General features: G+C 69.4%; 22 protein-coding genes. 11 read left to right on the top strand and 11 right to left on the bottom strand.

The annotated features are described in order from the left end of the window. On the top strand, nt 1-1,311 hold the full coding sequence (locus tag AB0P24_RS40515; protein ID WP_365803136.1) for a hypothetical protein: 1,311 nt from the start codon (nt 1-3) through the stop codon (nt 1,309-1,311). A 142-nt stretch (nt 1,312-1,453) separates the two neighbouring features. Here AB0P24_RS40515 and AB0P24_RS40520 read toward each other — a convergent pair whose 3' ends face one another. Next, nucleotides 1,454-2,950 (bottom strand): oligopeptide:H+ symporter, encoded by a 1,497-nt coding sequence (locus AB0P24_RS40520; protein ID WP_365803138.1) that lies wholly within the window; start codon nt 2,948-2,950, stop codon nt 1,454-1,456. 486 nt (nt 2,951-3,436) lie between these two features. On the opposite strand from AB0P24_RS40520, the gene AB0P24_RS40525 reads away from it, so the two are divergent. Together AB0P24_RS40525 and AB0P24_RS40530 are read left to right on the top strand one after the other, a co-directional pair. Further along, nucleotides 3,437-4,114 carry a response regulator transcription factor gene (locus tag AB0P24_RS40525; protein ID WP_016436346.1) on the top strand — a complete coding sequence of 226 codons (678 nt, stop codon included), beginning with the start codon at nt 3,437-3,439 and terminating at the stop codon, nt 4,112-4,114. Nucleotides 4,115-4,232: 118 nt separating this feature from the next. Beyond that, nucleotides 4,233-5,504: an ATP-binding protein gene (locus AB0P24_RS40530; RefSeq protein ID WP_365803140.1), complete on the top strand. Its 1,272-nt coding sequence runs from the start codon at nt 4,233-4,235 to the stop codon at nt 5,502-5,504. A gap of 13 nt (nt 5,505-5,517) precedes the next feature. On the opposite strand, the gene AB0P24_RS40535 is transcribed toward AB0P24_RS40530, so the two are convergent. Continuing rightward, nucleotides 5,518-6,021 (bottom strand): GtrA family protein, encoded by a 504-nt coding sequence (locus tag AB0P24_RS40535; protein WP_365803142.1) that lies wholly within the window; start codon nt 6,019-6,021, stop codon nt 5,518-5,520. Between the two features lie 217 nt (nt 6,022-6,238). Here AB0P24_RS40535 and AB0P24_RS40540 point away from each other — a divergent pair, with 217 nt between their 5' ends. The 4 genes from AB0P24_RS40540 (at nt 6,239) to AB0P24_RS40555 (ending at nt 10,368) form a co-directional block, all read left to right on the top strand. Next, nucleotides 6,239-7,378, top strand: coding sequence for a 5-(carboxyamino)imidazole ribonucleotide synthase (locus AB0P24_RS40540; RefSeq protein ID WP_365803144.1), 1,140 nt, complete (start codon nt 6,239-6,241; stop codon nt 7,376-7,378). Continuing rightward, nucleotides 7,375-7,896, top strand: a complete 522-nt coding sequence (gene purE / locus AB0P24_RS40545; protein ID WP_365803146.1) for a 5-(carboxyamino)imidazole ribonucleotide mutase — start codon at nt 7,375-7,377, stop codon at nt 7,894-7,896. The genes AB0P24_RS40540 and purE overlap by 4 nt, the downstream gene beginning before the upstream one ends. A gap of 21 nt (nt 7,897-7,917) precedes the next feature. After that, nucleotides 7,918-9,096 carry a dipeptidase gene (locus AB0P24_RS40550; RefSeq protein WP_365803148.1) on the top strand — a complete coding sequence of 393 codons (1,179 nt, stop codon included), beginning with the start codon at nt 7,918-7,920 and terminating at the stop codon, nt 9,094-9,096. A 165-nt stretch (nt 9,097-9,261) separates the two neighbouring features. Further along, the gene (locus AB0P24_RS40555) at nt 9,262-10,368 is read left to right on the top strand and encodes a dipeptidase (RefSeq protein ID WP_365803150.1); all 1,107 of its coding nucleotides are present in this window, start codon (nt 9,262-9,264) and stop codon (nt 10,366-10,368) included. 53 nt (nt 10,369-10,421) lie between these two features. Here AB0P24_RS40555 and AB0P24_RS40560 read toward each other — a convergent pair whose 3' ends face one another. Next, nucleotides 10,422-10,811, bottom strand: coding sequence for a VOC family protein (locus AB0P24_RS40560; protein WP_365803152.1), 390 nt, complete (start codon nt 10,809-10,811; stop codon nt 10,422-10,424). 76 nt (nt 10,812-10,887) lie between these two features. After that, nucleotides 10,888-11,247: a VOC family protein gene (locus tag AB0P24_RS40565; protein WP_365803154.1), complete on the bottom strand. Its 360-nt coding sequence runs from the start codon at nt 11,245-11,247 to the stop codon at nt 10,888-10,890. 117 nt (nt 11,248-11,364) lie between these two features. On the opposite strand from AB0P24_RS40565, the gene AB0P24_RS40570 reads away from it, so the two are divergent. Further along, nucleotides 11,365-11,871, top strand: a complete 507-nt coding sequence (locus AB0P24_RS40570) for a CGNR zinc finger domain-containing protein (protein ID WP_365803156.1) — start codon at nt 11,365-11,367, stop codon at nt 11,869-11,871. A 225-nt stretch (nt 11,872-12,096) separates the two neighbouring features. Here AB0P24_RS40570 and AB0P24_RS40575 read toward each other — a convergent pair whose 3' ends face one another. Then, nucleotides 12,097-13,440 carry a UDP-glucose/GDP-mannose dehydrogenase family protein gene (locus AB0P24_RS40575; RefSeq protein ID WP_365803158.1) on the bottom strand — a complete coding sequence of 448 codons (1,344 nt, stop codon included), beginning with the start codon at nt 13,438-13,440 and terminating at the stop codon, nt 12,097-12,099. A gap of 178 nt (nt 13,441-13,618) precedes the next feature. Between AB0P24_RS40575 and AB0P24_RS40580 the strand changes: the two genes are divergently transcribed. After that, a complete protein-coding gene (locus tag AB0P24_RS40580; RefSeq protein ID WP_365803160.1) occupies nt 13,619-14,776 on the top strand; it encodes an acyl-CoA dehydrogenase in 1,158 nt (385 codons plus the stop codon). A gap of 147 nt (nt 14,777-14,923) precedes the next feature. Here the strand turns inward: AB0P24_RS40580 and AB0P24_RS40585 are convergent, their stop codons facing one another. The 5 genes from AB0P24_RS40585 to AB0P24_RS40605 all read right to left on the bottom strand — a co-directional run bounded on the left by AB0P24_RS40585 (nt 14,924) and on the right by AB0P24_RS40605 (nt 17,826). Further along, nucleotides 14,924-15,409, bottom strand: a complete 486-nt coding sequence (locus AB0P24_RS40585) for a hypothetical protein (protein WP_365803162.1) — start codon at nt 15,407-15,409, stop codon at nt 14,924-14,926. Between the two features lie 84 nt (nt 15,410-15,493). Next, complete coding sequence (locus AB0P24_RS40590) at nt 15,494-15,718, bottom strand: DUF397 domain-containing protein (protein ID WP_365803163.1); 225 nt, start codon at nt 15,716-15,718, stop codon at nt 15,494-15,496. Between the two features lie 575 nt (nt 15,719-16,293). Further along, a complete protein-coding gene (locus AB0P24_RS40595; protein WP_365803165.1) occupies nt 16,294-17,124 on the bottom strand; it encodes a helix-turn-helix transcriptional regulator in 831 nt (276 codons plus the stop codon). Continuing rightward, nucleotides 17,121-17,651: a DUF6879 family protein gene (locus tag AB0P24_RS40600; protein WP_365803167.1), complete on the bottom strand. Its 531-nt coding sequence runs from the start codon at nt 17,649-17,651 to the stop codon at nt 17,121-17,123. The genes AB0P24_RS40595 and AB0P24_RS40600 overlap by 4 nt, the downstream gene beginning before the upstream one ends. Beyond that, a complete protein-coding gene (locus AB0P24_RS40605; RefSeq protein WP_365803179.1) occupies nt 17,635-17,826 on the bottom strand; it encodes a hypothetical protein in 192 nt (63 codons plus the stop codon). Before AB0P24_RS40605 ends, AB0P24_RS40600 begins: the two co-directional genes overlap by 17 nt. Before the next feature lie 359 nt (nt 17,827-18,185). Between AB0P24_RS40605 and AB0P24_RS40610 the strand changes: the two genes are divergently transcribed. After that, the gene (locus tag AB0P24_RS40610) at nt 18,186-18,551 is read left to right on the top strand and encodes a four-helix bundle copper-binding protein (protein ID WP_365803169.1); all 366 of its coding nucleotides are present in this window, start codon (nt 18,186-18,188) and stop codon (nt 18,549-18,551) included. A 207-nt stretch (nt 18,552-18,758) separates the two neighbouring features. Here AB0P24_RS40610 and AB0P24_RS40615 read toward each other — a convergent pair whose 3' ends face one another. After that, nucleotides 18,759-20,057 (bottom strand): LCP family protein, encoded by a 1,299-nt coding sequence (locus AB0P24_RS40615; protein ID WP_365803171.1) that lies wholly within the window; start codon nt 20,055-20,057, stop codon nt 18,759-18,761. Between the two features lie 120 nt (nt 20,058-20,177). Here AB0P24_RS40615 and AB0P24_RS40620 point away from each other — a divergent pair, with 120 nt between their 5' ends. Further along, on the top strand, nt 20,178-20,726 hold the full coding sequence (locus AB0P24_RS40620; RefSeq protein WP_365803173.1) for an acyl-CoA thioesterase: 549 nt from the start codon (nt 20,178-20,180) through the stop codon (nt 20,724-20,726). Nucleotides 20,727-20,854: the final 128 nt, after the last annotated feature.

Raw genomic sequence — 20,854 nt, forward strand, 5'->3', positions numbered from 1 at the left:
ATGCGAAGGAGAGTGACACCGGTACCGGCCAGAGCGGGCGCGGCAGCGGCCGCGCTGGTCCTCGCCGCGGCGGGCGCCCTGCTCGGCGCGGCGGCGGGGACCGCCCAGGCGGCCGAGGTGTCGTACGCCACCCACTGCGTACCGCCCGCCGGGGTCGCCGACCCGATCGACGGGACCACCAAGGTCGCGATCACCGCGCCCGCCACGGCGAAGGTCGGCGACACCGTCGACATCACCTGGAAGTTCGTGCAGGCGGCGTCCAAGAACCCGGACATCATCGACCTGCCCGCGAACTCGGTCCAGCCGTCCGGCACGCTCAAGGCGGCCGGCGCCCAGACCGCCGACATCGCCATGCAGGGGCCGCGCGAGAACCCGGCGATCCCCAAGGGCGGCGACATGGTGCTGTCCGACATGACGGGCACGCTGAAGCTGACGTCGCCCGGTGAGGTGACCCTCACGCCGGACGCGTACACGGTCAACGCCTTCTCGACGGACACCGTGTGCACGCCGAAGGAGACGGTCCCGAAGGCGGCGACGATCGAGGTCACCGGCAGCGGTTCGAGCGAGTCGGCGAGCCCGTCGGACAGCGCGTCGGCCTCGGCGTCGGCCTCGGCGTCGCCCTCCGACTCCGCGTCGGCGTCGGCCTCCGCGTCCGCTTCCGCCTCCGACGGCACGGGCAGCGGCCAGACCGACTTCACGGGCAAGGAGGTCGAGGTCCCCTACGCCTGCAAGACGCCGATCGGCGACAAGAGCGCGACCTCGCCGGTGCAGATCAACGCCAAGAAGAACGGCGGGAGTTTCGATCTCACCGTGCAGTTCAAGAAGTCGGTGATGGACAGTCCCGCCGACATCCCGGCCGACTCGGTGAAACCGTCGATGGAGGTGGTCCTGGGCGGCGCCGACAAGGGCACGGTCCATGTGGAGGGCCCCACCAACTCCTCCGCGATCAAGTCCGGCGACCCGATCGAGATTCCCGACCTGACCGGTACCTACAAGCCGGGGGCGAGCGGTACGTCGACACTGTCCCCGGGCGTCCTGACGATCAAGGCGCTCGGTACGACGACCACGTGCACGCCGACGAAGACCGAGGTCTCCCTGACCCTGGACACGACGCAGCAGGCGAGCGGAGCGTCGGGCAGCACCACGTCGGGAAGCAGCGGCAGCGGTGGCGGCAGCAGTAGCAGCGGTGGCCTGGCGGAGACCGGTGACAGCAGCAACGGCGCGCTGAAGGCGCTGGGCCTGGTGGCGGGCACCGCGATCCTCTTGGGCGGCGCCGTGTTCACGTTCATGCCTCGGAAGAGGACGAGGTGACTTCCCTGCTTTCAGGGGCGCCGGACCGTATCTGATGTGCGGCTCCGCCGCGTGGGCGCGATCAGTTCCCACGCACCGTTGGCCGACCACGCACGAGGGCCACCCCATCCACAAGATGCGGTGGCCCTCCGTCAGAAGACGATCAGTGAACGTCTCCCATGAGCTCCCGAACCTTCTTCCGGTACACCCACACAGCCGCACCGGCGAGCACCGCCAGCGCCGCCTGGAACGCCACGATCCCCGTCTTGTTCAGGTCGACGCCCGCGATGGACAGCAGACCGGTCGTCGCGTCACCCGCGGTGACCGCCAGGAACCACACCCCCATCATCTGGGACGCGTACTTCGCCGGCGCCATCTTGGTCGTCACGGACAGACCCACCGGGGACAGCATCAGCTCACCCACGGTCTGCACGAAGTAGATCCCGACCAGCCACATCGCCGCGGCCTTGTGCCCGCCCTCGGCGATCGACAGCGGCGCGAGGAACAGGAAGAACGACGCACCGATCAGCACCAGGCCGCCGGCGAACTTCACGGCCGTGCTCGGCTCCTTGCCCCGCCGGGCCATCGCCAGCCACGCCCAGGCGAAGACCGGCGCGAAGGCCATGATCATGACCGGGTTGACGGACTGGTACCAGGAGACCGGGAAGTTCCAGCCGAAGACGGTGTTCTTGGCGGACGCGTCGGCGAACAGGGAGACGGTCGAGCCACCCTGGTCGTAGATCATCCAGAAGACCGCGGCGGCCACGAAGAACCAGATGTACGCGCTCATCTTGGACTGCTCGGCGCGGTCCAGGTCCTTGTCCCGCTTGATGCGGGCGATGACGACGACCGGGATCAGCAGACCGGCGACGGTGATCGGCACCAGCAGCCAGTTCAGCGTGTAGACGCCGGAGACACCGACGACGACGTAGAAGACCGCGGCGACGGCGGCCCAGAAGCCGGCCTTCGTCAGCGTCGCCTTCTTCTCCGCGGCGGACAGCGGGGTCGGGACGATGTCCGAGCGCGAGCTCAGGTGGCGGGTGCCGAGCAGGAACTGGGCGAGACCCAGCGCCATGCCGACCGCGGCCAGCGCGAAGCCCAGGTGCCAGTTGTAGTTCTCGCCGACCGTGCCGATGACCAGCGGCGCGGCGAACGCGCCCAGGTTGATGCCGATGTAGAAGAGCGTGAAGCCACCGTCACGGCGCGGGTCGTCCGGGCCGTCGTACAGGTGGCCGACCATCGTGGAGATGTTGGCCTTCAGCAGACCGGAACCGACCGCGACCAGGCCGAGGCCCGCGAAGAAGGTGCCGGAGCTGGGCAGCGCCAGCGTCAGGTGGCCGAGCATGATGACCGTGCCCGCGACGGCGACCGTCCGGCGGGGGCCGAGGACCCGGTCGGCGAACCAGCCGCCCGGCAGGGCGAGCAGGTACACGAGCGACAGGTACACCGAGTAGATCGCCGTCGCCGTGGCCGCGCTCATGTGCAGGCCGCCGGGAGCGACCAGGTACAGCGGGAGCAGGGCCTTCATGCCGTAGTAGGAGAACCGCTCCCACATCTCGGTCATGAAGAGGGTGGCCAGTCCGCGGGGGTGGCCGAAGAAGGTCTTCTCGGAACCGGGGGTGCCCGGTCGGACCGAGTCCTTCGTCAGGCTGGACGCCATGGTCGTTCCTTGCTGGTCGGAGCGCGCGGTGGGGCTTTGCGCGCCCGTGGGGGGAGCGGCCGGACCGGCGTCCACCCGTCCACCCCACGCCCACGGGGATTCCGCTCCGGGTCGCGGAGCGGCGGAGGGTGACCACCGGGGATCCACGCCCCGTGACGCTGTGTCGCGTCCGGAGCCCGGCCAGAGGTCATTCCTTTCAAGGCTGGCAGGCCAGCCCGCACACAAAAGAGACCTTCAGTGTCGAGATGCCCACCAAAGGTCACCGGGTGTACTACAGGCGTTCACGTCACTCTACGTCATGACACTGCCGGATATGGAAGGACTTGAGATACGGATCACAGGTGTCGGGGGAACCGCGCACTGGTTTCGAAGGTCTGTCTCCGGTCTCACCCTTCGCTCACAGGTTCGCACCACTGTGCCCCAAGGTAAGAATTCCCCGTGCCGATCACACCCCAGCACTGCGCGTAATCGGACTACCATCACCTCATGACCCGTGTACTGCTCGCCGAGGACGACGCGTCCATCTCGGAGCCGCTGGCCCGCGCACTGCGCCGGGAAGGCTACGAGGTCGAGGTGCGCGAGGACGGACCCACCGCGCTCGACGCCGGAATGCAGGGCGGCGTCGATCTGGTCGTGCTGGACCTCGGGCTGCCCGGCATGGACGGCTTGGAGGTGGCTCGTCGGCTGCGTGCCGAGGGCCACGCCGTGCCGATCCTCATCCTGACCGCGCGGGCCGACGAGGTGGACACCGTCGTCGGCCTGGACGCGGGCGCCGACGACTACGTGACCAAGCCGTTCCGTCTCGCCGAACTGCTCGCCCGGGTGCGGGCGCTGCTGCGGCGCGGTGCCGCGGAGCCGGCGCAGCCGCCGGCCACGCACGGGGTACGGATCGACGTCGAGTCGCACCGGGCGTGGATGGGTGACGAGGAACTCCAGCTCACGGCGAAGGAGTTCGATCTGCTGCGGGTGCTGGTGCGGGACGCGGGACGGGTCGTCACGCGGGACCAGCTGATGCGGGAGGTCTGGGACACGACCTGGTGGTCGTCGACCAAGACGCTCGACATGCACATCTCGTGGCTGCGCAAGAAGCTCGGCGACGACGCGGCGAACCCTCGGTACATCGCTACCGTGCGTGGTGTCGGGTTCCGTTTCGAGAAGAGTTGAGTGCGATTCGTCGTGGGTGGTACGGGCACGTGTGCGACTGACCGTCGTGGTGGGCTGATCGCGCCCGCGCGGCGGCGCCGCACATGTCCGCGCCCCGCGCCCCTGAAGGGGCGCTGACGTGCGTCGTCGTCTGATCCAGTCCACCCTCGCCGTCGTACTGGTCGTCATCGCCGTCTTCGGCGTCTCCCTCGTGATCGTCGAGTCGCGGACCATCAGCAACAGCGCCCAGGAACGCGTCGACTCCGAGGCGCTCCGTCTCGCCAGCATCGTGGACAGCCGGATTCTCGGGGACGAGGACGTCACCGCCGAGATACTGCGCAGCCAGGTCGGCAAGGAGCAGTACGCCGTCATCCGGATCCCGGGCAAGGCGCCGATCGAGCTGGGTGTGAAACCCGAGGGCGATGTCATCCACTACACGGCCGACGGCGAGGAAGGCGAGACGGTCACCGTTCAGGAGCCGCGGTCGACCGTGACCCGGGAGGTCGGCCGTACGCTGCTGATCATCGGTGCCGTCGCGCTGCTCGCCGTGATCGCCGCCGTGCTGCTCGCCATCCGGCAGGCCAACCGGCTGGCCTCCCCGCTCACCGACCTCGCGGAGACCGCGGAGCGGCTCGGCTCGGGCGACCCGCGGCCCCGGCACAAGCGGTACGGCGTCCCGGAGCTGGACCGGGTCGCCGATGTGCTGGACTCCTCCGCCGAGCGGATCGGCCGGATGCTCACCGCCGAGCGGCGGCTGGCCGCCGACGCCTCCCACCAGCTGCGCACGCCCCTGACCGCGCTGTCCATGCGGCTTGAGGAGATCACCCTCACCGACGACCCGGACATCGTGAAGGAGGAGGCGAACGTGGCGCTCACGCAGGTGGAGCGGCTGACGGACGTCGTCGAGCGGCTGCTGACGAACTCCAGGGACCCGCGCACCGGCTCCGCCGTCTCCTTCGACCTGGACGAGGTCATCCAGCAGCAGCTCGCCGAGTGGCGGCCCGCCTACCGCAGTGCGGGCCGGGCGATCGTCAGCTCCGGCAAGCGGCATCTGCGGGCGGTCGGCACGCCGGGCGCGGTGGCGCAGGTGCTGGCCGCGCTGATCGAGAACTCTTTGATGCACGGGGGCGGCACGGTCGCCCTGCGCACCAGGGTGACCGGCAACCAAGCGGTGGTCGAGGTGACCGACGAGGGCGCCGGGGTCCCCGCCGACCTGGGCAACCGCATCTTCGAGCGGACCATCAGCGGCCGTAACTCCACCGGGATCGGGCTGGCCGTCGCGCGTGATCTCGCGGAGGCCGACGGAGGCCGCCTGGAGCTGCTCCAGGCCCAGCCGCCGGTGTTCGGCCTGTTCCTGTCCCGCACCCCGCCACCGCACAAGCCGGACGACGACCGGCCCACGGTCCGCTAGGGCCTGTTGCGCCCTAACGGACCCGCTGCTTGGGCTGCTCGGTGTCGGCGGCCCGCTCCAGGAGGGCCTCCGCGTCCGCGACCGTCTCACGGGCCGGCAGCGTCCTGAACACCCACGTGCGGTACGACCAGAAGCGGAACAGGGTCGCCACGCCGATGCCGACGAACTTGAAGACGTTGCTCTGCAGCGGGCTGTCCCAGCCGAAGCCGTAGGTGGCCAGGTACAGCAGACCGTTCTCGATCACCAGGCCGACGGCGCTGAACAGCAGGAACAGGGTGAGTTCCTTGGTGCGGCCGTGCTTGTCGCGGTCCCGGTACGTCCAGTAACGGAACCCCAGGTAGTTGAAGACGATGGCGACGACCGTCGCTATGACGCTCGCCCGTACCACCGGCAGGTCCGTGACGTGCCGGACCAGGTTGAAGACGCCGAGATTGACGAGAATGCCGGCACCGCCGACCGCGCCGAACTTGGCGGCCTCGCGTACGAGACGTTGCAGCCCCGAGGAACGACGTTCCATGGTTGTGCGGGCTCCCGTCCGTAGGTATTGCGACCCAGCCACTCTAACGACCCAGTATCTCCGGCGCCTGTGGATGGCGACACAGGTCGGGAACGGCTTGGAAAGAACACCGGAAGGCCACGGGAAAAGCAGGGCAAGAGGAGGCGAAGCGGCGGGTAAGAGCCCTGCTCCAGGACGGGGAAACCGGCCACCCTGGCGCGGCCGATACCCTAGGGGAGTGACATTCCCGGTAGTCGGCATGATCGGCGGGGGGCAGCTCGCGCGTATGACGCACGAGGCGGGCATCCCGTTGGGCATCAGGTTCAAGCTTCTCAGCGACACCCCTCAGGATTCCGCGGCCCAGGTGGTGAGCGATGTCGTCGTCGGCGACTACCGCGACCTGGAGACACTGCGCGCGTTCGCGCGCGGCTGCGATGTGATCACCTTCGATCACGAGCACGTGCCGACCGAGCACCTGCGGGCCCTGGAGGCGGACGGCATCCCCGTGCGCCCCGGCCCCGACGCTCTGGTGCACGCCCAGGACAAGGGCGTGATGCGGGCGAAGCTCGACGCGATCGGCATCCCCTGCCCGCGCCACCGCATCGTGGCCGATCCGGAGGACGTGGTCCGGTTCGCGGCAGAGGGCGACGGTTTCCCCGTCGTCCTGAAGACCGTGCGCGGCGGCTACGACGGCAAGGGCGTGTGGGTCGTGGAGACCGCCGAGGAGGCCTCCGACCCGTTCCGGGCCGGTGTGCCGGTCCTCGCGGAGGAGAAGGTCGACTACGTCCGCGAGCTCGCCGCCAACGTCGTACGCTCCCCGCACGGCCAGGCCGTCGCCTACCCGGTGGTCGAGTCCCAGCAGGTCGACGGCGTCTGCGACACCGTCATCGCGCCCGCACCCGACCTGGACGAGACGCTCGCCCTGCAGGCCGAGGAGATGGCCCTGCGGATCGCCAAGGAACTGGGCGTGGTCGGCCACCTGGCCGTCGAGCTGTTCCAGACCCGCGACGGCCGCATCCTCGTCAACGAGCTGGCGATGCGCCCGCACAACTCCGGCCACTGGAGCCAGGACGGCGCGATCACCAGCCAGTTCGCCAACCACGTCCGCGCCGTCCTCGACCTGCCCCTCGGCGACCCGCGCCCGCGCGCCAGGTGGACGGTCATGGTCAACGTCCTGGGCGGCGACTACCCCGACATGTACTCCGCCTACCTGCACTGCATGGCCCGCGACCCCAGACTGAAGATCCACATGTACGGCAAGGACGTGAAGCCCGGCCGCAAGGTCGGCCACGTCAACACCTACGGCGACGACCTGGACGACGTTCTCGAGCGCGCACGTCACGCTGCCGGCTACCTGAGAGGCACGATCACCGAATGAGCCCCGTTGTAGGCATCGTCATGGGTTCCGACTCCGACTGGCCCGTCATGGAGGCCGCCGCCGAGGCCCTGGACGAGTTCGAGATCGAGTACGAGGTCGATGTCGTCTCCGCGCACCGGATGCCGCGCGAGATGGTCACGTACGGCGAGCAGGCGGCGGAGCGCGGTCTGAAGGTGATCATCGCGGGTGCCGGGGGCGCGGCCCACCTGCCGGGCATGCTGGCCTCGGTCACGCCGCTGCCGGTCATCGGCGTCCCGGTCCCGCTGAAGTACCTCGACGGCATGGACTCCCTGCTCTCCATCGTGCAGATGCCGGCCGGCGTCCCGGTCGCCACGGTCTCGGTCGCCGGTGCCCGCAACGCGGGCCTGCTGGCCGCCCGCATCCTGGCCGCCCACGACGAGGAACTGCTCGGCCGGATGCGTGACTTCCAGCAGGACCTCAACGACCAGGCCACCGAGAAGGGCAAGCGGCTGCGCGCCAAGGTCGAGGGGTCGGGCGGCTTCGGCTTCGGCAAGTAGGACTCCGGGAAGTAACACGCAATGACGTCCCTGGATGAAGCCCGGTCCCTGCTGCGTGAGTTCCCGGTGGTCGACGGTCACAACGACCTGCCGTACGCACTGCGCGAGCAGGTCCGCTACGACCTCGACGCACGCGACATCGCCACCCACCAGAACGCGCACCTGCACACCGACATCCCGCGCCTGCGGGAGGGCGGCGTCGGTGCGCAGTACTGGTCGGTGTACGTCCGCTCGGACCTGCCGGGCGCGGTCCCGGCGACCCTGGAACAGATCGACTGCGTACGGCAGTTGATCGCCCGGTACCCGGCCGACCTGCGGGCCGCGCTGACCGCCGCCGACATGGAGGCGGCGCGCGCGGAGGGCCGTATCGCCTCCCTGATGGGTGCGGAGGGCGGCCACTCCATCGACAACTCGCTGGGCACCCTGCGCGGCCTGTACGAGCTGGGTGTGCGCTACATGACGCTCACCCACAACGACAACAACGACTGGGCGGACTCGGCGACCGACGAGCCGAACGTGGGCGGCCTGTCGGCCTTCGGCCGCGAGGTGGTGCGGGAGATGAACCGACTGGGCATGCTCGTCGACCTCTCCCACGTCGCGGCCACGACCATGCGCGCCGCCCTCGACACCACCACCGCCCCGGTGATCTTCTCCCACTCCTCCTCCCGGGCCGTCTGCGACCACCCCCGCAACATCCCGGACGACGTCCTCGAACGCCTCCCCGGCAACGGCGGCATGGCGATGGTGACGTTCGTGCCGAAGTTCGTGCTCCAGGCGGCGGTCGACTGGACGGCGGCCGCCGACGACAACATGCGCGCCCACGGCTTCCACCACCTGGACACCACCGAGGCGGCGATGAAGGTCCACCGGGCCTTCGAGGAGACCCATCCGCGCCCCGTCGCCACGGCCGCCACGGTCGCCGACCACCTCGACCACATGCGCGAGGTCGCCGGCATCGACCACCTCGGCATCGGCGGCGACTACGACGGAACCGCCTTCACCCCCGACGGCCTGAACGACGTCTCCGGCTACCCCAACCTCGTCGCCGAGCTCCTGGACCGCGGCTGGTCCAGGTCCGACCTGGCCAAGCTGACCTGGCAGAACGCGGTCCGCGTGCTGGGCGCCGCGGAGGACGTGGCCCGCGGCCTGCGGGAGACGCGGGGGCCCTCCCACGCGACCATCGCCGAGCTGGACGGCTGACCGGAGAGAGCGGCGCGACCACTCGGCGGGGCCGCCCCGCGAGGGACCGGGCGTTCGGGGCGTACCCCCGAACGCCCCGTCCACCAGGAACCCTCCCGGGCAGGCGTGCGACGGTGAGCTACAGCCCCTTCACGACGTAGCTCACGACGACGTACGGAGCCCTTCATGGCCGACCTCCAGCACGACATCCCCACCACGACCGAGGTCGGCAGGGAGGACCGCCTCCCGGACGACCCCTTCCCGGTGGAGTCCGGCGTCGCGTTCCTGGAGCGGGCCCACGCGCTGCTGGAGGCGTATCCGGTCGCGGACGGCTACAGCGGGCTGCCCCGGGCGCTGGGGCCGCTGCCCTGGTACGACCTCGAACTGGGCGAGACGGCGGTGGACACGGACGTGCCCCGGCTGCGCGAGGGGCACGTGGGGGCGCTGTTCTGGTCCTTGCCGGTGCCGGAGGGCGACCGGGGCGACCGGGGCGGCCGGGCCGTGGGGGCCACCCTGGAACAGCTGGACCTGGTGCGCCGGGTGGTCGAGACGCACCCGGAGGGGCTCCGGCTGGTGCGCACCGCCGGGCAGGTCATCGACGCCCGCAACTGCGGCCGGGTCGCCGTGGTGCTCGGTCCCGCCTCCGCCGCCGCCCTCGACGACTCCCTCGGCATCCTGCGGGTCCTGCAGTCCCTGGGCCTGCGGGTGCTCTCCCTGGCCGGTGCCGCCTGGGCGGGGGCACAGGGGCTGACCCGGTTCGGCGAGGAGGTGATCCGGGAGATGAACCGGCTCGGGGTGCTCGCCGACCTGTCCGGCGCCCCGGAGGCCGCCCTGGCCCGGACGCTCGCGCTCTCCAAGACACCGGTCCTGTGCACCCGCTCCGCGGCCGCGGCGGTACGCCCGCACCCCGCCAACCTCTCCGACGGACTGCTGGCGCGGCTCGGGGAGCAGAAGGGCGTGTGCATGGTGCCGCTGGCCGCCGAGCAGACCGGGCCGAGCCTCGCGGACGTCGCCGGCCACCTCGACCACGTCCGCGCGGTCGCGGGCCCCGAGTGCGTCGCCCTGTCCGGCACCTACGACTCCGGCGTTGCCCACCCCCGCGATCTCGACGACGCCTCCCGCTACCCCCACCTGATCGCCGAACTGCTCCGCCGCGGCTGGTCCGACACCGAGCTGTCGCTGCTGACCTGGGGAAACGTCCAGCGGGCGCTGCGCAGCGCCGACTTCACCGCCCGAGCGACCCAGTACCGCAGAGACCCGACCCCGCCCCGCCCGGCCGACACCGACGCCTGATCGGCCGACGCCTGATCAGCCGAGGTCTGATCAGGCGTGCAGTCGAGGCCTGATCAGTCGATCCGGCACAGGCAGAACGGATGGCCTGCCGGATCGGCGTACACCCGGAAGTCCTCCGCGACCGGGTCCTCCTCCCGCCGCAGCAGCCGCGCCCCCAGCTCCAGCACCTTCTTCTCCGCCGCGTCGACGTCCTCCCACGTCGGCCCCGCGTCGAAGTCGAGATGGAACTGCTGGGAGTTGTGGTCGGCGCGCGGCCACTCGGGCGGGGTGTACCCCTCCGCCAGCTGGAAGCCCAGCCGCAACCCGTCCGGCAGCTTCAGTACGACCCAGTCGGCCTCCTCGGCCACCAGGGTGCCGCCGGCGACGGCCGCGTAGAAGGCGGCCAGCGCGTGCGGGTCGGGACAGTCGATCACCACGTTGCGCAGGCGGGCGACGGACGCCATGAGTCCTCCTTGCCTCGTCGCTCTTCCTTCTTCGATCTTCGTCTCTCTTCTTGCGATCTCTTCTTCCGGCCGGCCCTCAGCCTGCGCAGAGACAGAACGGGTGACCCGCCGGGTCGGCGTACACCCGGAAGCTGCGCTCCCGGTCCGCCGCGTCCAGCGGCTTCGCGCCCAGCTCCAGCACCCCCTTCTCGGCCGCGTCCAGGTCGTCCACCACCAGGTCCAGGTGGAACTGCTGCGAGTCGTCGGGCGCGGGCCACTTCGGCGCCACGAATCCGGGCGCCTGCTGGAACGCCAGCGCCTGCCCGCCGGGCACGGTCAGGTCCACCCACTCCCCGTCCCCCTCGACACTGCCGCCCAGCACCCCGGCGTAGAAACCGGCGAGCGCGGACGGGTCGGGGCAGTCCAGGACGACAACACCGAGCTTGGCGAGAGCCATGACTTCCTCCTCGAAGTCGGAGTTACCTGCAAAGCCGTTCAACCAGTAACTGCGGTTACCGCATGCTCCCGCACCGCCGGTAACGTCGCAACCGGATTTCGGAGGTAACTTGCAGGGATGAGTGAGAGATCGCCCGCGCCGGGCGGCCTGGCCCTGGTCGAGGCCCTGGTGAACACACTGGACCTGGAGTCGGGCGCCGACGCGCTCGACACGGCGGACGGCAGGGCACGCCTCGGCATCACGGAGGCCGAGCTCTCACCCGCCCGCGCCCTGCGCGAGTCCCTGCGCGCCGCCCTCCTCGCCCACGCCGGGTACCCCCCGCACCAGGAGGTCACTCCCCTGAGCGAATTGCTCGCGCAGGCCCCGCTGCATGTCGCCGTCGACCCCGCCGACGGCTCGGCGCACCTCACCCCCGCCGACCCGGCCCCCCTGCTCTCCCGCGTAGCGGCGGCCGTCGCCACAGCCCTGGTCGAGGGCACCTGGACCCGCCTCAAGGCCTGCGAGGCGGACACCTGCCACTGGGCGTACTACGACCGCAGCCCGGCCGGCCGCGGCCGCTGGTGCTCGATGCAGGTGTGCGGGGCGCGCGCGAAAATGCGCCGGTACCGGGCCAAGGAGCGGTAAGGCGCAGCCGGTTCACCGGATATGCGTGTGCGGCGTGGTGCAGAATGCAACAAGACACCGGTTCGGCCGACTGAGCCTCGGCCGAACCGGTGTCGTCTTTCGTGCCACGGGCCGGATGCGCTGCGATGGAACGCCCCCGGCTGAGGCGCCCCGAAAGGGGCGCCGGGCTGTATCAATACGCGGCTCCGCCGCGCGGGCGCGACCAGCCCCAACGCGCCCGCTGCCCTACGCGGTCGGACGCCCCATGGCGCGATACGTCCACCCAGCCCGCCGCCAGACTTCAGGATCCAGCGCATTCCGTCCGTCGAGAATCACCCGAGCCGCGGCCACCTCCCCCAGCGCCGCCGGATCCAGCTCCCTGAACTCCCGCCACTCGGTGAGGTGCAGCACCACATCAGCCCCCCGCACACACTCCTCGGCGCTACCGGCATAGCCCAGCGTCGGGAACAGCCGCCGAGCGTTCGCCATCCCCTTCGGGTCGTAGACCGTCACCTGGCCGCCCTGCAGATGGATCTGCCCCGCCACGTTCAGTGCCGGCGAGTCCCGCACGTCGTCCGAGTCCGGCTTGAACGCCGCCCCGAGCACCGCCACCCGCTTCCCGAGGAAGGACCCGCCGCCGAGCGCGTCCCGCGCCATCTCGACCATCTGTCCCCGGCGCCGCATGTTGATGGAGTCGATCTCGCGCAGGAAGGTCAGCGCCTGGTCGGCGCCCAGCTCACCCGCGCGGGCCATGAAGGCACGGATGTCCTTCGGCAGGCAGCCACCGCCGAACCCGATCCCGGCGCGCAGGAACTTCTTCCCGATCCGGTCGTCGTACCCGATCGCCTCGGCCAGCTTGGCGACATCACCGCCGGCGGCCTCGCACACCTCCGCCATCGCGTTGATGAAGGAGATCTTCGTGGCGAGGAAGGAGTTCGCCGAGGTCTTGACCAGCTCGGCGGTCGGGAAGTCGGTCACCACGAACGGCGTGCCCTCGCTCACCGGCGTCGCGTACACCTCGCGCAGCAGCTTCTCCGCGCGCTCGCCGCGCACGCCGACCACGATCCGGTCCGGGTGCAGCGTGTCCTGGACGGCGAAGCCCTCGCGCAGGAACTCCGGGTTCCAGGCCAGTTCGGCGTCGTCGCCCGCGGGCGCGTTCTCGGTGAGGTAGGCGGCCAGCCGCTCCGCGGAACCGACCGGCACCGTCGACTTGCCGACGACCAGCGCGGGCCCGGTCAGATGCGGGGCCAGCGACGCGATCGCGGAGTCGACGTACGACATGTCGCAGGCGTACTCGCCGTGCTTCTGCGGGGTGTTCACGCACACGAAGTGCACGTCACCGAAGGCGCCGACCTCGGCCCAGTCGGTGGTGAAGCGCAGCCGCCCGGTGGAGCCCTCGAAGCCGGCCACGTGCCGGCGCAGCAGCTCGTCGAGCCCCGGTTCGTACATCGGGGTCTCGCCGCGCTCCAGCATCGCGATCTTCTCGGGCACGACGTCCAGCCCGAGCACCTCGAAGCCCAGCTCGGCCATGGCCGCGGCATGCGTGGCGCCGAGATAGCCGGTGCCGATCACGGTGATCTTGAGGCTCATGAATGCTCCAGCTCGGGGAACGTCGGTACGGGCTGCGGCCCGAGCATAACCGGGCCGTGTTCCGGGCAACTTTCCCGCTGTCGCCAAGCTCACGTGACCTATCCGAGGGCCGCGTTCTAAACTTTGAGTTACTTAACAGTAATTAGCGTCAGCACCACTGCGTCTGGAGTGAGGGACCTTGGCCGGATCGGCTGACTTCGACCTGTACCGCCCGTCCGAGGAGCACGACATGCTCCGGGACGTCGTCCGCGCGCTGGTCGAGGCGAAGATCGCCCCGTACGCCGCCGCGGTGGACGAGGAGGCCCGCTTCCCGCAGGAGGCACTCGACGCGCTGGTCGCCAATGACCTGCATGCCGTGCACGTACCCGAGGAGTACGGCGGGGCCGGCGCCGACGCGCTCGCCACGGTCATCGTGATCGAGGAGGTCGCCCGCGCCTGCGTCTCCTCCTCCCTCATCCCGGCCGTGAACAAGCTGGGCTCGCTCCCGGTGATGATCTCCGGCTCCGAGGACCTGAAGAAGAAGTACCTCGCGCCGCTGGCCAAAGGCGACGCGATGTTCTCGTACTGCCTCTCCGAGCCGGAGGCCGGCTCGGACGCGGGCGGCATGAAGACGAAGGCGGTCCGCGACGGCGACCACTACGTCCTCAACGGCGTGAAGCGCTGGATCACCAACGCGGGCGTCTCCGACTACTACACGGTGATGGCCGTGACGGACCCGGAGAAGCGCACCAAGGGCATCTCCGCCTTCGTCGTCGAGAAGTCCGACGAGGGCGTCTCCTTCGGCGCCCCGGAGAAGAAGCTCGGCATCAAGGGCTCGCCGACCCGCGAGGTCTACTTCGACAACGTCCGCATCCCCGCCGACCGCATGATCGGCGCGGAGGGCACCGGCTTCGCCACCGCGATGAAGACCCTGGACCACACCCGGATCACCATCGCCGCCCAGGCCCTCGGCGTCGCCCAGGGCGCCCTCGACTACGCCAAGGGCTACGTCCAGGAGCGCAAGCAGTTCGGCAAGCCGATCGCCGACTTCCAGGGCATCCAGTTCATGCTCGCCGACATGGCCATGAAGATCGCCGCCGCCCGCGCCCTCACCTACCAGGCCGCGGCCGCCTCCGAGCGCGGCGACGCCGACCTCACCTTCCAGGGCGCGGCGGCGAAGTGCTTCGCCTCCGACGTCGCCATGGAGGTCACCACGGACGCCGTCCAGCTCCTCGGCGGCTACGGCTACACCCGTGACTACCCGGTCGAGCGCATGATGCGCGACGCCAAGATCACGCAGATCTACGAGGGTACGAATCAGGTCCAGCGGATCGTCATGGCCCGCAACCTGCCGTAACCGCAAGCGGGTTCCGTCTCTTGGAAAGGCGCCCTCCGGGGCGCCTTTCGCACGCATCGTTCGTGCAGCGAGATCAGATCTCGCGCGATGTGGACCGACGCGCCCGTCGGGACCGGCGCCGCGTGATCCGGCCGCGCTGGCCGTGGTCTACCGCATGGGGCAGACCAGCTCAGGCTGCGAGCGATTCGGGCAGCACCTCACCACTGCCAGGGACAGGTACGAGGGGCGTTCCAGGTAGAAGCCGTACGACACATCAGTGCCCGAGTGCAGTTGTTCGGCAGCGGCGTTCATCAGTCGGGCCAGGTGGGCGGTGTCCCGGTCCGGTACCGCCGCGAACCGGGGCGCGTACTCGGCCAGCTGCTCACCGAGCCATGAGGCCGCCTCCTTGGCTTCCCGCCAGGTTCCGCGAACGAGGGAACGGGGCTTGATGAGCCAGTACGCCGTTTCGATCGGCGGAAGACCGACCGTGGGGAACTCCGCGACCACCTCCCGGTAGCGCTTGAGCAGCCGCTCCGCCTGTACGTCCTGATCGGAAACAGGTGCGGGCGGAGGGGCGGGGTGTGGCGGTCGCCGCAGGGCCTCATCGTCGAAGCGCTCTTTCGGGCCGGTCCATAGGTAGCCGTGGTGGTGCACGAGTCGTTCCCGTTCGAGAGGTGCCAGCCGGGCCGGACCCAGGGACGGGGGATGGACCCGGCCCGACTGACGGGAGGGGGAGGATCAGACGTTCAGGCCGAAGCGCGCCGGGTCGATACCGGCCGCGTCCAGCTCCTCCGTGGTGAACCGCAGCGGCTGCGCGTCCGGCCGCTTGCTGTCACCCAGGGCCCAGGCGTCGTCACCGATCCGCGCCAGGGTTACGCACCCCTCGGTGCAGGGGCCGCCGCACGCCTTCGTGAACGCGGCCCCGCTGATGTCGAGGGCGTACAACTCACTTCCGTCCAGCATCACTGCACCTTCCTGCTCAACTGATCGCGGCCATGACTGACCGCCGCCGCCCACGGCGGGCGGGAGTTCGTGGATTCCACCGCCGGAGTGGATCTCTGCTCGGCGCGAACGACCATGGCGAACGAGGTCCTGATGCGCCGGAAACCGGAGCGACCGGACCGGCCCGTGTGTCTCATGCACTCCACATCGACGGGCGCAGTGATGCGGTGCATCACGAACCGCAGGGCCGCTCTGACGCTCACAGCCCACCCCTACGGCTCCGCGCGTTCGCCGCGGCGACTCTGCTGCTCAGCTCCTCTGACGGGATCTTCGGGGGAGGCTTGTAGTCAGGACACTTCGGGCTCCCGCACTCGCATCGGGGCCAGCGCAAGGCCGAACTCGGCGGCAAGTCAGCGCCTTCAGGGCCAGGATCACTCTTCTGGACCACGAGCACGCCGCCGACGCCGAATGTTCGGGAAAGGCAGGAGAGAAATCCTCGGGCCTCTCTGCTGCCCAGATGATCAGCCGCTTCGGTCCCATGTGCCCTATCGTCGCTCACCATGGCGCCCATCCTCTGGGGGGCCATGGCCGGGCCTCTAGCCTGTTTCCTGTTCCCGCAAGAACTCGTCCCGGATCTCTTCGATCACGGACCGCATGGAGTGCCCGGAAACCGCCACCCGCTCGAATGCCGCGAATTTCTGGATGTACAGGTCGACATCGCGTGGATCAGTGACAATCAGTTCCGCGTGAACCGTCTCCACGGTCACCATGCGGTCGTCCTTGATCGAAAAGGAGTGGCCGGAGAATTCTGTCTGAGGTGCCGACAGCGGTACGACACGGAGGTTCACGGTTGGAAGTCGGGAGACCGCGATGAGCTTGTCGAGTTGCCCGGCCATCATCAGCGGCGGCACGATCCTCCACCGCAACACCTGCTCGGCGACGATAAAATCAAGCTGTCGCCCGGGTTCGTAAAGAATTCCCTGTCGTGCCAGTCTCGCGCCTACGGCACGCGCAAGCTGTTCCTCGCCCAGTTGCTTGCGGCCGAGGACAGCCTTCACATATTCCGGTGTCTGCAACAAGCCAGGAACAAGGGAAGGTTGAAAGAGCCGAAGCCGCGTCGTTCGTGTCTCGATCTCCTGAATCTGCTGTTGCTTCCGGTGATAGCCGAGGCGCCGGTACAGACGCCATGCCGTCGCCTCTGTCGCGGCTGCCCGTGCGGCCGACATGTACTCGGCCTTGACCTCCTCGGAAACCCCCAGGGCCGTGAGGATCTGTTCCACGTCGAGCACGCTCGGCATGACGCTGCCGTTCTCGATCTTCGAGAGTTTCGAGTTGGACATGGCAGCGCTACGGGCGACGGCCTTGGCCTCCCTGCCGGAAGCCTGCCGCAACGCCCGAAGTGCGGACCCGAGTTCAGCCTTGTTCACTCCCCGTGCAGCGCCCACCACTCGGTGAACGGGACCGCATGCGCAAGTGCCGTGTCCCGGCAGGAGCGGAACTCGGACAGCCGGTCCGCTCTCACGAATTCGCTCCCGAGGTATTTCCCGGCTCCGTTGTAGGACATCACCGCCGCCACCCGGTCGTCGAACATCCAGAAATCAGGCGAGTTCGGGATCGGATTTTGGGTGTCCGTGATGTCGAGGATGAAGAACTCCTCGCCGGCAGTCATGTTCCGGCGGTATCCCCAGGACAACTCGAACCGAAGATAGTCTGTCAGTGGACGGGACAGAATATGCACGCGATAAACACGCTTGCCGCTCTTGGTGGCGTTCCCTACCGTGGTCATCCATGAGGCCGTCCGGTACGATTCCGGCTGTTCCTCTCCCGCCAGAAACGCCTGGTAGGCGTCGACTCCTCCGGACTGGCTGTAGTCGTCCAGCGTCTCCAGCCGGAATGCCTCCCGCTCGAACTCGGTGAACCACTCGCCGAGGGATCGACTAGATGAGGTTGTCACGGATGACCTCTCGGATCAGCTCGACGGGAATCTCGACGAGGGCTTCGTGTGCCGGGAGGTCCCTGGTGTGGTCGGTCAGGAGAATTCCCTGGACGACGAGTGTTCCGCGATCGGTGCTGTACAGCGTCGGGCACTCGCCGTCCTCGCACTCACCCACCAACCGTGTCAGTTTCACCATTGTGCTTTCCCCCGTCCGTGGGCCGTCCTCCTGCGACCGATCGTCCCCGTTGCGCTGGATGCCCCGCAAGAGCTCGCGGTTTCGGGTTCTGGAAACTGCCCAGACGGGTTCAGGAACCTGTTTCCGCCAGGTACGAGAGGGAGACTGGCCCAGGCGGTGGGTGGGCGTGCGGGACAGCCACCCGCGTATCCCCGCGCGCGTCGGCGAGTCACCCCGGGCCAGGGCCCGCTCGCCTCGTAGGGCACGGTCTGCGTCTCGTGCCGGAGCGTGTGCTCGAATGGCACTACCGGACGGTCGGGCTTAGGACGGGAACCAGACGGGGCCGCCCCGGACCCCTCACCCACCCTGGAGGAGCCATGACCCAGACCGGACCCATGTCGGCCATGTCCAAGCAGATGCAGGAGTGCGTCAACGCGTGCATGGCCACTCACACGATGTGCGAGGAGACCCTGAGCTCCTGCATGTCGATGGAGGGCGGCCAGGCCCACATGCGCATCATGCGCGCGCTGATGGATTGCTCCGAGGCGACCCGCATGTGCGCCGACATGATGATGCGGCGTTCGCCGCTGTCGCCCGAGATGTGCGCGATGTGCGCGAAGGCCTGTGACATGTGCGCCGAGGCGTGTATGTCCATGCCCGACGACCCCCAGATGAAGCGCTGCGCGGAAGCGTGTCGCCGCTGCGCCGAGATGTGCCGCTCGATGGCGACCATGCCCATGTGACGCCTCTCGCCGGCGCGGTCAGGGACCTCCGGGCGGGGTCCCTGATACGCGTTGCGGGACCCTGACCAAGGGGCATTGATCATCGTCGTCCGTACCGTGCCGCCGTTCGACGCGCTGTAGCCGACTGCACCGACGGGGAAGGGCGGCCGGCCCTTCCCCACGTGGCGCTGCTTGCCGTCGGGACGGCTCAGTCGGTCGGTCGGCGGGTCAGTTGCCGGAGACGGTGACCTTCTCGTCGTTCTTCAGTTCGTCCACCAGGGTCTTCATCTTCGCCTTGTCCCAGACGAGGTTGCCGCCGGTGGAGCCGGATATCGGCATGTTCATCGAGACGCCGTCGCCGCCGTTGACGTCCTTCATCGCGAAGAACATCGACGCCAGGTTCCACAGGCTCATGTCCTTGTCGACGGTGAGGGAGTCGAGGCCCGCGCCGAGGGTGGGGTAGAGCTTGAAGGGGTTCAGGACCGTCGACGGGGTGGCCACCTCGTGGGCCAGGGCCGCCAGGAACTTCTGCTGGTTCTTGGTGCGCTGCAGGTCCGACGTGGCGAAGGCGTGCCGGGTACGGACGAAGGCCAGGGCCTCCTCGCCGTTCAGCGTCTGCTTGCCCGCCTTGAAGTTCGCGCCCGAGTAGCTGTCCTTGAAGCCCTTGTCGATGGTGATCGTGACACCGCCGACCGCGTCCACGATGTCCGCGAAGCCGGCGAAGCCGATCTCCACGTAGTGGTCGATGTGCAGACCGGTGTTGTACTCGACCGTGCGGACGAGGAGCGTCGGCCCGTCCTCGGCGTAGGCCGCGTTCAGCTTCGTGTGCCGGCCGGTGCCCTGGTAGACCTTGCCGGACGTCGACCCCTGGTAGGAGGGGATCTCCACGTCCGAGTCACGGGGGAGCGAGATCAGCGTGTCGCCGTTGTCGCCGACGTGCAGGATCATCATCGAGTCGGTGCGCTGACCCTCGGCCGACCCGGTGTGCAGCTTCTTCTTCTCCTCGGCCGACATGCCCTTGCGGCTGTCGGAGCCGACGATCAGGTAGTTGGTGCCCTTGCCCGCCGCGGGCCGGTCGATGACCTTGGACAGGTCGACGTCCCGGTGCAGCTTGGAGTCGGCCCAGAAGTAGGTCGCGACGGATGTGACGATCAGCACGCTGACGACGACGATCGCCGTCCACTTGATCCGCTTGCGCCAGTTGGGAGCCGGCCGCGGCCCGCGCTCACGGGTGCCGGCGGGCCCGCCGCCCCCGGGGCCGCCGCCGTAGACCTGGCCGGTGTTGTAGCCGCTGTCGTAGCCGTCGTGCCCGCCACCGCCGTCGTACCCGCTGTTGTACGACTGCTGCTGCGGGACCCCGCCGTATCCGCCGCCGCCCTGCTGCGGGGAGCCGTACGGCGGTGCCGACGGCTCTCCCCGCCGTACCTGGCGCATCACGCGGGCGCCCTCAGGCTGCGCGCTTGCGCTACCGCGTCCGTACCGGTCGCCGCGGTTGTCGTTCGACCGTCCCTGGGGCCATTCGCTCATGGGCCCCAGTGTGCAGGCAGCGCCTGTACCTCTTACAAGGGTCGTCGGAAAATCAGGTCACCCCTGTTGCGAAGCCGACACAAAATTCCGTGAATGTCGCTTCGGCATAAGGTGGGGGCCATGACAGACCAGGCCACAGAGGCGGAATCCGACATACCAGGCAAGCCGACGTCCGCGTCCCGGACCACACTGAGCCACATCATGACCCACAGCGACACCAACCTCCTCGGGACGGTGCACGGCGGCGTGATCATGAAGCTCGTGGACGACGCGGCGGGCGCGGTCGCCGGCCGCCACTCGGGAGGTCCCGCCGTCACCGCGTCCATGGACGAGATGGCGTTCTTGGAGCCGGTCCGCGTCGGCGACCTCGTCCACGTCAAGGCCCAGGTCAACTGGACCGGCCGGACGTCGATGGAGGTGGGGGTGCGGGTCCTCGCCGAGCGCTGGAACGAGTCGACTCCCGCCACCCAGGTCGGCTCGGCCTACCTGGTCTTCGCGGCGGTGGACGCGGACGGCAAGCCGCGCCGGGTGCCGCCGGTGGTACCGGAGACCGACAGGGACCGCCGGCGCTGCCAGGAGGCCCAGATCAGGCGCACGCACCGGCTGGCGAGGCGACGGGAGATCCGTGAGCTGCGCGAGCGGAGGGTGGCGGAGGGGTACGAGGACTAGGCCGGCCGACGGTCGGGTGCGGGTCGGTGGGGGCTTGTCGCGCAGTTCCCCGCGCCCCTGAAGGGGCGCACTGCAGCGCTCGTTCTTTTCAGGGGCGCGGGCGAAGTTCTTCACGGCGGCCGGGCGGC

This window comes from Streptomyces sp. NPDC086519 (genome assembly GCF_040686075.1).
Lineage (GTDB): Bacteria > Actinomycetota > Actinomycetes > Streptomycetales > Streptomycetaceae > Streptomyces > Streptomyces shenzhenensis.